Genomic DNA, 12,445 nt, shown 5'->3' with positions numbered 1-12,445 from the left:
ACCGCGTTCGCAGTAGATCAGGGTGTCGCGAAGGCCCGTTCCAGCACCTGTCGGGCCTCCATCACGTTCTGGCCGCTGAGCTGGCGGAACGCCGCAGTGATCTCTTCGGCAAGGTCGAACGACGGCGCAACGAGCCACTGCGCCTGCAGGCCGTCCCACACCGCGACAAGCCTTCGGGCGACGGCCTCCGGTTCGAGGTCAGGATGCGCGAGGCCACGGTGCTGGCGGTGGCGGAGCATGTTGGCAAAGCCTTCAATCGCCTGCGCGTTGTGCTGAACGAAGTAGTCATGAGCCGGGTGGCCTATTTCTTGCGCACGGGCGCTGAGATACGTGATGAGGCGCACTTTCCAGACGTGACCGGCGTCGAGGCGGGCGAGGGCGGCGACCACCTGGTCCACATCACCCAGCTGTGCGTCGTCGCGGCTTCCGATGTCATCGCTCGTGGCCCGATCGGACAGCTCGAGTGCCGCGACCAGAAGATGGTCGCGCGTCGGGAAGTGGTAGAAGAGTGCGCGTTCGCTCACAGCGGCGTCAGCCGCCACCTGCGAGACGGTCAGCTGGCTGTGGCCGTGGCGCTGAATGAGGCGCAGCGCGGCGCCGGCGATCTCTACTCGGCGCGCAGCTGACTTCGCGTAAGGACCACGTGTTGATGGAGTGGACATATGAAGCACTTTACCCCAATGTTGCAGTTAGATACAGTATTGGCGGCGAGCGACTCTGGCACCTCGGACAATTCAAGGCTAGCGTGATCACCAATTGGTGGGTCTTGCCTATTTTCGATGGATAGCCCGCCGTCGCCGACAAAGGAGTCTTCATGAGCACGCCCGACCAATCGCCCATCGTTCCGGCCGCTGAGACCGCCCGCGGAGTCGGTGAGCTGCTCGAAGGCTCTGAGACCGGGGCTCCGGCACTGCCCAAAGCGAAGGCCCGGTGGATCACCGCCCTTGTGGTCGGCGTGTTCGGCGCTTACATCGCGTTCGTCACCCCGATCGCGATCTCCTTGGCACTTCGCGTGGACAATCTCGCGCCCGACAACTCCGAGTACCTCGGCATCATCCTGAGTGTCGGCGCGCTCGCATCACTGCTCTTCGGGCCGCTGGCCGGACAGCTCAGCGACCGCACGAAGACGCGCATTGGTCGCCGCCGCCCCTGGATCATCGGCGGCATCGTCGTGGGCTTCATCGCGCTGGCGATCATGGGTCTCGCCCCGAACATCCTGGTGCTGGGTATCGGATGGGTGCTCGCCCAGCTGGGCTGGAGCCAGGTCCTCAACAACCTCACCACCCTGATGGCCGACAAGCTGCCGGAAAGCCAGCGCGGCAAGGTCTCCGGGCTGACCGGGGCGATGACAGGGCTCGCGCCCGTCTTCGGTGCCGTCATCGGCGGTATGGTCTCGGCCAACCCCGTCGCGTTGATGCTTGTCCCCGCGACCATCGGCGTCGTCCTGCTCATCCCGATCCTGATCGGCGCTCACGAGATCGACAGCCGCTCGCTGGCGGGTGAGGAGCCGATGACACTCCGCACCACCCTGGCCAATTTCGTCTTCAACCCGAAGCGCTACCCCGATTTCGGGTGGAACTGGCTCGGACGCGCGATCTTCTTCTTCGGCCTGACGCTCAGCACGACGTACACCGCATTCTTCTACGCCGACCGTCTCGGCATCGCGGTGGACGAAACTCCCGCAGTCGTCGCGACCGTGGGTGGAATCGGCATCCTCGGCGTCGTCGTGGGCGCACTCCTCAGTGGGTTCCTGTCTGACCGTCTTCGTCGACGCAAGCCCTTCATCCTGGTGGCGGGAATCCTCTTCGCGGCGGGAAGCGTCGTGATGATCTCTGCGGGAAGCGTTGCGATCCTCGTCGTCGGCACGCTCATCACGAACCTCGCGATCGGCGTCTTCGGTGCGGTCGATCAGGCCCTCATGCTGGACACCCTGCCGGCCAAGGAGACCGACGCCGCAAGATTCGTCAACATCTTCGCCTACGCCACGACCCTGCCTCAGGCGCTCGCGCCCGCCGCCGCATCCTTGCTGCTCCTCGTGGGCGCGACGGGCGACTCGAAGAACTACGTCATCCTTTACATCGCGGCGGCCGTGCTGACCATCGTCGGCGGCATCCTGATCCTGCGGATCAAGTCGGTGCGCTGACGTGGCATCCACCTACCGCGACACGACCCGGACGGTCGCAGAGCGAGTCGAAGATCTGCTTTCCCAGTTGTCCATCGAGGAGAAGGTGGGGCAGCTGACGCAGTACTTCTACTTCGGAGGCATGGGAGAACTCCCCGCGGACTTCGACATCACCTCGCTCCCCCCCGAGGCGCAGGAATTCGCTCGACAGCCGAAGCTTGTCGAGGCCGCCGTCGGGGCAGGAGCCGCGGGCTCGGCGCTGTTCGTCACCAAGCCCTCCGTCGCGAATCGCTTGCAGAAGCTGGCGGTGGAAGGCACCAGGCACGGGATCCCGCTGATCTTCGGTTTCGACGTCATCCATGGTTTCCGCACCGTCTTCCCCGTGCCCATCGCGCAGGCGGCGACGTGGGATCCGGCGACCATCACGGCAGCCCAGATCGTCGCAGCACGTGAAGCGCGGTCCGCGGGCATCCATTGGACCTTCGCGCCGATGGTCGACATCGCGCGCGACGCCCGCTGGGGACGAATCATCGAGGGTGCCGGTGAGGACCCTTTCCTCGGCTCGGCGGTGGCCGCAGCGCAGGTGCGGGGATTCCAGGGCGACCTCGGTCCGGAGAACGTGCTGGCCTCTCCGAAGCACTTCGCCGGCTATGGAGCCGCACGCGGAGGGCGCGATTACGACGACGCCGAGATCTCGGACTCCGAACTCCGCAACGTCTACTTTCCGCCATTTCAGGCCGCGATCGACGCGGGGGCCGCGACCGTCATGAGCGCATACATGGACCTGAACGGCGTACCTGCCAGCGGCAACTCCTGGCTGCTGACCGATGTATTGAGGGACGAGCTCGGCTTCGGCGGGTTCGTCGTCTCTGACGCCAACGCAGTCAGGTCGCTGGAGACGCAGCACTTCGCCTCTTCCCCCCTCGACGCCGGCGCACGGGCCGTCACTGCGGGGCTCGACATGGAGATGTGTATGTTCGACCCGGCGTTCCGTATGCTCCCGGATGCTGTCGCCCAAGGTCGGGTCGACGAGAACGTCATCGACACCGCGGTGCGGCGCGTGCTGACGGCGAAGTTCCGACTCGGCCTCTTCGAAAACCCCTATGTGGATGAGAGCAGCACTGCGACCGTCCTGAACGCGCCGGCGCATCGCCATCTCGCGAGAACTGTCGCCGAGCGCTCTGCCGTGTTGCTGAAGAACGATGCCGCGCTCCCGCTTCGAGAAGAGGGGCTCCGATCGATCGCCGTGATCGGTCAACTCGCCGGCAGCAAGCGTGACGCCCTCGGGCCGTGGGTGTTCGACCACGACACGGCCGAGACGGTCACGATCGTCGAGGGCATCCGCATCCGCGCGGGCGACGACATCACGGTCGATCACGCGCTCGGAGCCGGCATCCCCGCCCGCATCTTCCCGTCGATGTTCGACCGCCAGGACCCGACCGTCGTCAACACCCCCGTGGATTATGACGACGACGCAGAGATCGCCCGCGCCGTCGCGCTCGCCGCGACGGCGGATGTCGCGGTCGTGGTCGTCGGCGAACGACAGAACCAGATCGGCGAGAACGCGTCGACGTCGACCCTCGAGCTGCCGGGACGTCAACTCGAACAGCTGCAGAAGATCGTCCAGACCGGCACCCCCGTCGTGCTCGTCGTCATGTCGGGTCGACCGCTCGATCTCCGCTGGGCCGACGAGCACGTGCCCGCGATCCTCCAGGCCTGGTATCCCGGATCCCGTGGTGGTGAGGCAGTGGCCGCCCTCCTTTTCGGCGACGTCTCGCCCGCCGGACGGCTTCCCTTCACCTGGCCTCGCCACGTCGGCCACGTGCCGATGATCTATTCCCACCTGCGCAGTTTCGCGCCCGATGCGCAGGGCGAACGGTACTGGGACGAGGCATCCACTCCTCTTTATTCGTTCGGGCACGGAATGAGCTACGGAACGTTCCGCTACGAGGCGCTGCGCGTCGACCGCGACCACATCGACGTCGGAGAAACGGTCGTCGTTTCGGTCGACGTCACCAACAGCTCCGACCGTGACGCCGACGACGTCGTGCAGCTCTACATCCACCAGCGCTACGGCACCTCGTCACGTCCCGTCCGCGAGCTGAAGGGGTTCGAACGGGTGCCGTTGACGGCAGGGGAGACCCGTACCGTCACCTTCGATCTCGGGCCCGCCGAGCTGCGCTACTGGAGCGCCGCGACGCGCGGCTGGATCCAGGACGCGACCACGATCGACATCTGGGTGGGCGGTGACTCCACGGCGGACCTCGCCACGACGATCACCGTGGCCGCCGACCGCGCGATACCGGAAGGTCAAGCATGACCACCACCCTGTTCACCGACGGCTGGACCTTCCGGAAAGCTCCAGCGGCAGTGCCCGCGCCCGTTCGGCTGCCGCACGACGCCATGATCGCCGAGACACGCTCACCGGACGCCGCGACCGGCAACCATGGTGGCTTCTTCCCCGGCGGGCGCTATGTCTACGCCAAGGAGTGGCTGGTTCCCGACGACGCCGGGCATCGTACCCACAGCCTGCTCTTCGAGGGTGTCTACGGCATCACGAGCGTGACACTCGACGGCCTCGAGGTCGGAACCTCCGACAGTGGATACCGCGAGTTCGCCGTCACTCTCGGCGACATCGTCCCCGGCGATCGGGTCACGATCGAAGTGCATGTCGACAACACCGACGTGCCGAACAGCCGCTGGTACACCGGCTCCGGCATCTACCGTCCGGTGTGGCTCGAATCCGTCGGCGCGACCCGGATCGCCCGCGATGGCGTGCACGTGGTCACGCGATCGATCGCACCATCGGGTGCTGCGGTCGACGTCACCGTGCACATTGACGGAGAGGTTCCGGCCGGTGCGGCCGCGGCGGTCACCATCTCCCGTGACGGTGTCGTCGTCGCGCACGAACAGACCTCCGTGCCCGCGGGAGGGAAGATCACCTTCCCCGTGACGATCCGGAACACGCAGCTCTGGTCGGCGGATCATCCCGACCTCTACGACGTCCGGGTCGACCTGTCGGTCGACGGCGACCCGGTCGATGAGAGGCGAATCCGTACCGGGCTGCGGACGGTGCAGGTTGACGCGCGCCACGGGCTGCGTGTCAATGGAGAGACCGTGCTGCTGCGGGGGGCGTGCGTGCACCACGACAACGGCATCCTCGGTGCGGCCACGTTCGCGGCCTCGGAGCGCCGTCGCGCGCGACTGCTCAAGGAGACCGGATACAACGCTGTGCGCAGCGCGCACAACCCGTTGTCGCGGTCATTCCTTGATGCCTGCGACGAGCTCGGCCTCTACGTGATGGATGAACTGACGGACGTCTGGCTGAAGCACAAGACCTCTCACGACGGCGCCGACCGGTTCGCGCAGACGTGGCGGGCGGATGCCGCGGCCTTGATTGCGAAGGACCGCAACCGCGCGTCGGTGATCATGTATTCGATCGGCAACGAGATCGCGGAGACGGCGACGGATACCGGAGTGACCGCCGCGCGCAACATCGACGCCTTCTTCTCACAGGAGGACCCCGCTCGGCCGACGACGCTCGCGGTCAACCTGCTCCTCAACATGATGGCCAGCCGGGGTTCCTCTCCTTTCGAGAGCGAGAACTACGCCGGGGACGCCGGAGGAGAGAAGAAGAAGAGCAAGAAGAGGCCGAAGAAGGACGCGACCAGCACCGCCGCCAACCTCGTGACGGCGAAGCTCGGACGCATCATGGAACTGGCGTCACGCCTGCCCGCAGCAGACAAGGCGAGCCGCGACTCGTTCGCCGTCGTCGACGTCGCGGGGTACAACTACGCGTTCGGGCGATACAAGGCCGACCGCAAGCGCTACCCCGAGCGCGTGATCGTGGGCAGCGAATCGATGCCCGGCGACCTGCCCGCCATCTGGAAGCGCGTCACCTCGGTACCCGGCGTCATCGGCGATTTCATGTGGACGGGATGGGACTACCTCGGCGAAGCGGGCATCGGTGCGTGGAGCTACGGCGACGACCCCGGCAGCATCAACAAGCCGTACCCCGCGCTCGTGGCCGGGCCGGGGGCATTCGACATCACGGGACTCCCCGGGGTGCCGGCGCTGCTCGCTCAGGCCGTGTGGGGAACTTCGAACACACCCGGAATCGCCGTCCGGCCCATGGATCGTCAGGGTCAGCGAGCCAACAGATCTCCGTGGCGCACGTCGGATGCGGTCAGCAGCTGGTCGTGGCGGGGCTTCACCGGTGCGGCCGACATCGAGGTCTACTCGGCGGCCGACGAGGTCGAACTGCTCCTGAACGGCCGGTCCATCGGCCGGAAGAAGGCCGGATCGCGTGTGGACTTCTTGACAAGGTTCCGAACGACCTACGAGCCCGGTGAGCTGGTCGCCGTCGGCTACGTCCGGGGTGTCGAGTCGGGTCGCAGCTCGCTGCGCAGCTCGCTCACCCCTTCTCTGACACTCCGGCCCGAGACCACGACGATGGCCGGGCCCGACGACCTCGCCTACGTCTGGATCGAACTCGCGGACGAGGCCGGCGTGGTCGACATCAGCGCCGCCGACGAGGTCACCGTGTCGATCGCCGGCCCGGCAACCCTCGCGGGGCTCGGTAACGCCGCGACATCGACGGAGGAGTCCTTCGCAGACGACCAGCACACCACCTCCGGCGGCCGCGCCCTCGCGATCATCCGAGGTGGGATCGCGTCCGGTGACGTCACCGTCACCGTCCGATCCGCCCACCACGGCACCGCGACGCTCCGGCTGAAGAGCGAACCGGAGGATCCCGTCCACACGCCGACGCCTGTCGATCCGTCGCGCCAGACCGAACCCGCCGACCTCGAGGAGACCATCTCGTGACCGATACAACGCCTCTTCTCTCCGCCCGCAGCACGATCGGCGCGTGGCTCGCGCACCCGGTCGGATCGCAGATCGTCGCGGGAATCGCCGGCCAGGCGGGAATCGACGATTCCGCCCTGGGACTCATGCGGAACATTCCCCTCGAACGGCTCCTCTCCGCCGGGGGCGAACCACCCGCGGGTCTCGTCGAATCCCTTGAGAGCAAGGTCAACGGTGGCGAGGTTCCCGAACCGGACGCCGTCACCGGTCTGGGCTGGACCGAAGTCATCACACCCGGTCGCTTCACCGGCAAGACGGTGATCGTCACGGGCGCAGCATCCGGAATCGGACGGGCGGTCGCCTCACGTGTCGCGCGTGAGGGAGGCCGCGTGATCGCCGTCGATCTCTTCCAGGATCGCCTCGACGCGTTCGCCTCATCGCTCCCCGACGCCGACATCACCGCAGTCGCCGCAGACATCACGAACTCCGGAGACATCGCCCGGATCATCGATTCCGCACACGGACGCGCGGACGCGCTGGCCAACGTCGCGGGCATCATCGACGACTTCTCACCCATCCACGAGGTGAGTGACATCGTGCTCGAGCGGGTCTTCAACGTGAACGTCTTCGGCGTCATCCGCCTCACGCGAGCCGTCATCCCCCTGATGATCGAAGCGCGACGCGGCTCGATCGTGAACATCGCCTCCGAAGCGGCGCTCCGAGGGTCATCCGCCGGCCTCGCGTACACCGCGTCCAAGACCGCGGTCCTCGGCATCACCCGCAGCACCGCCTACATGTACGAGAAGTTCGGCATCCGGGTCAATTCGGTCGCTCCCGGCGGCACGCTCACCGGAATGCGCCCCGGCGCCACCAGCCAGTTCGGCCAAGCCCGGCTCAACGAGCACATCGCCGATGCCCCGCTCGCTCTTCCCGAGGCGCTTGCCGCGTCGATCACCTTCCTTCTCAGCGACGACGGGGTGAACGTCAGCGGAGCACTGTTGGCCTCCGACGGCGGCGAGTCGGTCTTCTGACCATTTCGAAAGAGAACACCATGACCGCACGCACCATCCGACCGGGTCAGACCTGGCTCGACACGAACGGCAACCGCATTCAGGCACACGGAGGCTCGATCTTCCACCAGGACGGCGTCTTCACCTGGTACGGCGAGAACAAGGAACACACGACTCCGGGCAGCGGCAACTGGCACTGGGGAGTGCGCGCCTACACCTCGTCCGATCTCGTGAACTGGGAAGACCGCGGCCTCATCATCCCGCCCGTGCTCGACGATCCCGACTCACCGCTGCACCCGGCGCAGAGCATGGATCGACCCCACATCATCTACAACGAGCTCACGGGCAAATACGTGTGCTGGCTGAAGATCATGAACAAGGACGACACGCAGGCCTCCACCGTGCTCACCGCCGACACCCTCCTCGGGCCCTACGACATCGTGCGAACCGGCCTGCGACCGCTGGGAATGGATGCGGGAGACTTCGACCTCGTCGTGGACCCCGCCACGAAGAAGGCGTACTACTACTTCGAAAAAGTGCACACCGACACGATCTGCGCCAACCTCACCGACGACTACACGGATGTCACCGGAGAGCACAGCGTGCATTTCCCGCACCCGGGGCCGCCGTTCAACCGCGAGGCCCCCGCGTACTTCACCCGCGATGGACGGCACTACCTCGTCACGTCGAGCACCACCGGCTACTTCCCGAACCCCTCCGAGTTCGCGAGCGCCACAGATTTCCACGGCCCCTGGACGGTCCTCGGCGACGCCCATTCTGGCGACCCATCGCGCACTTCCTTCCATTCGCAGATCAGCTCGGTGTTCCAGCATCCGACGAAGAAGGATCTCTACATCGCGCTCGCGGATCGGTGGCTTCCTCAGCTGCCGGATGACATCTCGAATGTGTTCGACGCGGTCGCCGCCCGGATTCAGGGCCGGCCGATGCCGGAAGTCAGCGGAGGTGCCGACCTTGCCGAAATGATGGCGTTGGCGAACGGCGAGAACACCGCGATCGCCGACTACGTCTGGCTGCCGATCCGGTTCGACGGGGACCGCCCCTTCATCGACTGGATCGACGAATGGAGTCCCGAGGACTTCGAGTCGCTGCGGGAAGGCTGAGCGGACCATGTCACTGATCGGCAAACTCATCGTGAGACGGTTCATCCAACCTGCGCATGACATGCGTGCATCGCAGTTCGCAGAACTGGCGCCATCACCAGCGGAGGTCGTCTTCATCGGCGACAGCATCACCGCGGGTGGTCTGTGGCATGAGTGGTTCCCCGAGGTCTCGGTCGCCAACCGCGGCATCGACGGCGACACCACGGAAGGTGTGCTCGCGCGACTGTCCAGCGCGGTCGCGGGCGCACCCGCTCGCGTGTTCATCCTCATCGGCACGAATGATCTGAGCTGGAAGGTGAGCCCCGACGTCATCGTCGGTCGCGTCACGCAGATCCTCGACGGGATCCGGGGTGCGTCTCCTGCTGCCGAAATCTTCTTGCAGAGTGTCATGCCGCGTAACGCCAAGTTCCACGACCGGATCACCGACCTCAACCGGCGATACCGCCACCTGGCTCAAGAACAGCACGTGACCTATCTCGACTTGTGGCCGGCGCTCGCCGACTCCGACGGCGCGCTGACTTCGCACTTCACGCTCGATGGCCTCCACCTCAACGGCGCGGGCTACCGCGCGTGGTCGGCTGTGCTTCGGCCGCTGGTCTCATGAGAGCGATCCGCCTGCGCACCGAATACCTGAACGCACCTCTCGGACTCGGTACTCGCACGCCGCGCTTCTCGTGGAACTGCGAAGGAGGGTTGGTGCAGAGCGCCTACCGCGTGGTCGCCGAGCGTGATGGTGAGACCGTGTGGGACAGCGGGAAAGTGCTGTCCTCGCGCATGCTTCACCTTGAGTACGCGGGCTCGCCGCTGCAGAGTCGCGACCTCGTGGAGTGGAGCCTCACGCTGTGGGATGAAACTGACACCCCGGGGCCGCCGAGCAGTTCGCGATTCGAGCTCGGCCTGCTCGAGCCCGGTGACTGGATCGCGCAATGGATCACCGGGGACTACGCACCCCGGAGGAACCACCGCTACCCCGCGGATTGCTTCCGCAAGCGGTTCCGCGTCCGAGGCCAGGTGACGAGGGCCCGGCTGTACGTGACCGCCTGCGGCGTCTACGACGCGCACCTCAACGGCAGCCGCGTGGGCGACGTCGAGCTCGCACCCGGCAGCACCGACTACCGGCACCGCCTGCAGTACCAGACCTACGACGTCACCGACCTGATCACTGCAGACAACACGCTCGACCTGCGGCTCGCCGACGGGTGGTACCGAGGATCGATCGGATGCTTCGGGCCGACCAATGTCTTCGGCCGTCGCACCACGCTCTCCGCGCAACTCGAGATCACGCACGCCGACGGCACCCGAGAGACGGTCTCCAGCGATGAGTCCTTCTCCTGGAGCAACGACGGTCCCTTGCGCTTCGCCGACCTCAAAGACGGCGAGATCTTCGACGCCCGCCTCGCTCCCACATACGACGGGCGCGCTCGTCTCGCCACCGCCGGCCCCACACCCACAGCGGCCGATAACGTCGTTCCTCGGAAGCAGGAGGAGTTCACCCCCCGTCTGCTCACCACCCCGAGCGGCGCGCGTGTCCTGGACTTCGGCCAGAACATCGCCGGCTTCGTCGGGTTCACCGTGACCGCTCACGCGGGTCAACGGATCCACCTCCGCATGGGCGAGATCCTCGACGAGCGCGGTGAATTCACCCAGTCCAACTTTCAGGTGCAGAAGCCCGTCAGAGAATTCGGGCGCGTGAGCGAAGTGCTGCTGATGACGCAGAAGCCCGGCCTGCTCCGTGGGGAACTGCAGCCGACCCCGAAGCAGGAGGTCGAGGTGGTCTGCGTGGAAGGCGAGACCACCTACCAGACCGCGTTCGCCGTCTTCGGCTTCCGGTACGCGCTGATCGAGACTGACATCGACGTCGACCCCGCGGATTTCCGAGCGATCGCCGTGTACTCCGACATGGAGCAGGTCGGCGACTTCGAGTGCTCGAACCTCGACCTCAATCGTTTCCTCGAGAACACGCGGTGGAGCATGAAGGGCAACTTCCTCGACGTTCCCACCGACTGCCCCACGCGCGAGCGACTCGGGTGGACCGGCGACGCGCAGGTCTTCTTCGACACGGCCGCGTACCTGATGGACGTCGCGAGTTTCTACCGAAAATGGCTCCGCGACCTTCGAGACGCCCAGGCGAAGTCCGGCAAAGTGTCGGCGGTCGTGCCCTACAACGGCATCGCCATGATGTACGACGCCACGGGCGGCTCGGTGGGGTGGGCGGACGCCATGGTGCTCGTGCCGTACCGGTTCTGGAAACGCTACGGCGATGAGGACATCATCCGGGAGTTCTATCCGATGATGCGCGCATACGCGCGATTCATGATCGACCGCACCGGCCACAAGAACCGTGCCGCCGCAGCATCCAACCCCTTCGATGAGTACGTCTACGAGAAGGGCTTCCACCTCGGGGAGTGGCTCGAGCCCGAAGACATCCGTGACGAGGTGTCTGCACGGTCGCGCCCGTCCCGAGCGGAAGAGGCCACCGCGTACCTGCATTACACGATGGCGCATCTCGCCGAGATCGCTACCACCCTCGACGAGAGCGAGGATGCTGCGCTCTACCGCGAGTACGCGGACGGGGCGAAGCGGGCCTACAACCACCTCTTCGTCAGCGGCGGTGCGATCGACAGTGATCGCCAGGCGAAACTCGTGCGACCGCTGGCTCTCGGGCTCGTCGACGGCGCCACCGCGGAACGTCTCGAAGAACGGCTGGTGGATGCGGTGCAAGCCCGCGGGTACCGCATCGGCACGGGGTTCCTGTCCACCCCGTTCGTCCTGCCGGCCCTGACGGACGCGGGCCGCGCCGACGTCGCGTACCGAATGATCGAGAACACCGATGCACCCAGCTGGCTCGCGGAGGTGAAGGCCGGTGCGACCACGGTCTGGGAGGACTGGGAAGGCAAGGAGAGCCACAATCACTACTCACCCGGAGCGGTCTGCCAATGGCTCTTCGACACCGTCGCAGGCATCCGCGTCGACGGTGAGAATCAGTTCCTCATCGCACCGGTGCCGGGAGGAACGCTGACGTCGGCGCGGGCGACGTTCGCAAGTCCCTATGGGGAAGTCAGCAGCGCCTGGAAGCGAACGGGTACAGAAGTTCACTACACGGTGACAGTGCCCGCGAACACGGTCGCCGAGGTCCGTCTCCCCCAGGGCGAGCAGCACCGCGTCGGCCCCGGCCGACACGAATTCACCCGCCTGACACCCAGCTAGAAATTGCGCCCGACCGGCTCGCACGTCGGACCCGCGGCCAGTGGACACTCTCGCTGTGGGGGTTAGTAGCTGGTGTGGAGGGTGATGTTGTTGATGTTCCACCAGTGTGTGGTGGTGCTGGTTTGGGTGATGCGGATGTAGCGGGTGGTGGTGGGGGGGATGGTGATGGGGCGTTTGTA

General features: G+C 66.1%; 8 protein-coding genes. 7 read left to right on the top strand and 1 reads right to left on the bottom strand.

Translation table 11 applies throughout. The annotated features are described in order from the left end of the window. Positions 1–17: 17 nt before the first annotated feature. Positions 18–662: a TetR/AcrR family transcriptional regulator gene (locus tag ACFM35_RS15520; protein WP_378843699.1), complete on the bottom strand. Its 645-nt coding sequence runs from the start codon at positions 660–662 to the stop codon at positions 18–20. 152 nt (positions 663–814) lie between these two features. On the opposite strand from ACFM35_RS15520, the gene ACFM35_RS15515 reads away from it, so the two are divergent. Genes ACFM35_RS15515 through ACFM35_RS15485 form a run of 7 tightly spaced genes read left to right on the top strand, consistent with a single transcriptional unit; the run spans position 815 to position 12,266 of the window. After that, positions 815–2,143: an MFS transporter gene (locus ACFM35_RS15515; RefSeq protein WP_378843697.1), complete on the top strand. Its 1,329-nt coding sequence runs from the start codon at positions 815–817 to the stop codon at positions 2,141–2,143. A 1-nt stretch (position 2,144) separates the two neighbouring features. Continuing rightward, positions 2,145–4,442, top strand: coding sequence for a glycoside hydrolase family 3 N-terminal domain-containing protein (locus ACFM35_RS15510; protein ID WP_378843695.1), 2,298 nt, complete (start codon positions 2,145–2,147; stop codon positions 4,440–4,442). Then, complete coding sequence (locus ACFM35_RS15505; RefSeq protein WP_378843693.1) at positions 4,439–6,949, top strand: glycoside hydrolase family 2 TIM barrel-domain containing protein; 2,511 nt, start codon at positions 4,439–4,441, stop codon at positions 6,947–6,949. Before ACFM35_RS15510 ends, ACFM35_RS15505 begins: the two co-directional genes overlap by 4 nt. Further along, positions 6,946–7,959 (top strand): SDR family NAD(P)-dependent oxidoreductase, encoded by a 1,014-nt coding sequence (locus ACFM35_RS15500; RefSeq protein WP_378843691.1) that lies wholly within the window; start codon positions 6,946–6,948, stop codon positions 7,957–7,959. Before ACFM35_RS15505 ends, ACFM35_RS15500 begins: the two co-directional genes overlap by 4 nt. A 20-nt stretch (positions 7,960–7,979) precedes the next feature. Next, positions 7,980–9,059 carry a family 43 glycosylhydrolase gene (locus tag ACFM35_RS15495; protein WP_378843689.1) on the top strand — a complete coding sequence of 360 codons (1,080 nt, stop codon included), beginning with the start codon at positions 7,980–7,982 and terminating at the stop codon, positions 9,057–9,059. A gap of 7 nt (positions 9,060–9,066) precedes the next feature. After that, positions 9,067–9,663 (top strand): GDSL-type esterase/lipase family protein, encoded by a 597-nt coding sequence (locus tag ACFM35_RS15490; protein WP_378843687.1) that lies wholly within the window; start codon positions 9,067–9,069, stop codon positions 9,661–9,663. Continuing rightward, on the top strand, positions 9,660–12,266 hold the full coding sequence (locus ACFM35_RS15485) for a family 78 glycoside hydrolase catalytic domain (RefSeq protein WP_378843685.1): 2,607 nt from the start codon (positions 9,660–9,662) through the stop codon (positions 12,264–12,266). The genes ACFM35_RS15490 and ACFM35_RS15485 overlap by 4 nt, the downstream gene beginning before the upstream one ends. The last annotated feature ends 179 nt before the right edge of the window (positions 12,267–12,445 follow it).

It is taken from the genome of Microbacterium songi, from assembly GCF_042747925.1.
In the GTDB taxonomy this organism is placed as follows: domain Bacteria; phylum Actinomycetota; class Actinomycetes; order Actinomycetales; family Microbacteriaceae; genus Microbacterium.
This window is presented reverse-complemented; position numbering and strand designations above follow the sequence as displayed.

Coding starts and splice junctions, on each gene's coding strand:
- ACFM35_RS15495 (WP_378843689.1), top strand. CDS start 7,980: ATGACCGCACGCACCATCCGACCGGGTCAGACCTGGCTCGACACGAAC.
- ACFM35_RS15485 (WP_378843685.1), top strand. CDS start 9,660: ATGAGAGCGATCCGCCTGCGCACCGAATACCTGAACGCACCTCTCGGA.
- ACFM35_RS15520 (WP_378843699.1), bottom strand. CDS start 662: ATGTCCACTCCATCAACACGTGGTCCTTACGCGAAGTCAGCTGCGCGC.
- ACFM35_RS15515 (WP_378843697.1), top strand. CDS start 815: ATGAGCACGCCCGACCAATCGCCCATCGTTCCGGCCGCTGAGACCGCC.
- ACFM35_RS15505 (WP_378843693.1), top strand. CDS start 4,439: ATGACCACCACCCTGTTCACCGACGGCTGGACCTTCCGGAAAGCTCCA.
- ACFM35_RS15490 (WP_378843687.1), top strand. CDS start 9,067: ATGTCACTGATCGGCAAACTCATCGTGAGACGGTTCATCCAACCTGCG.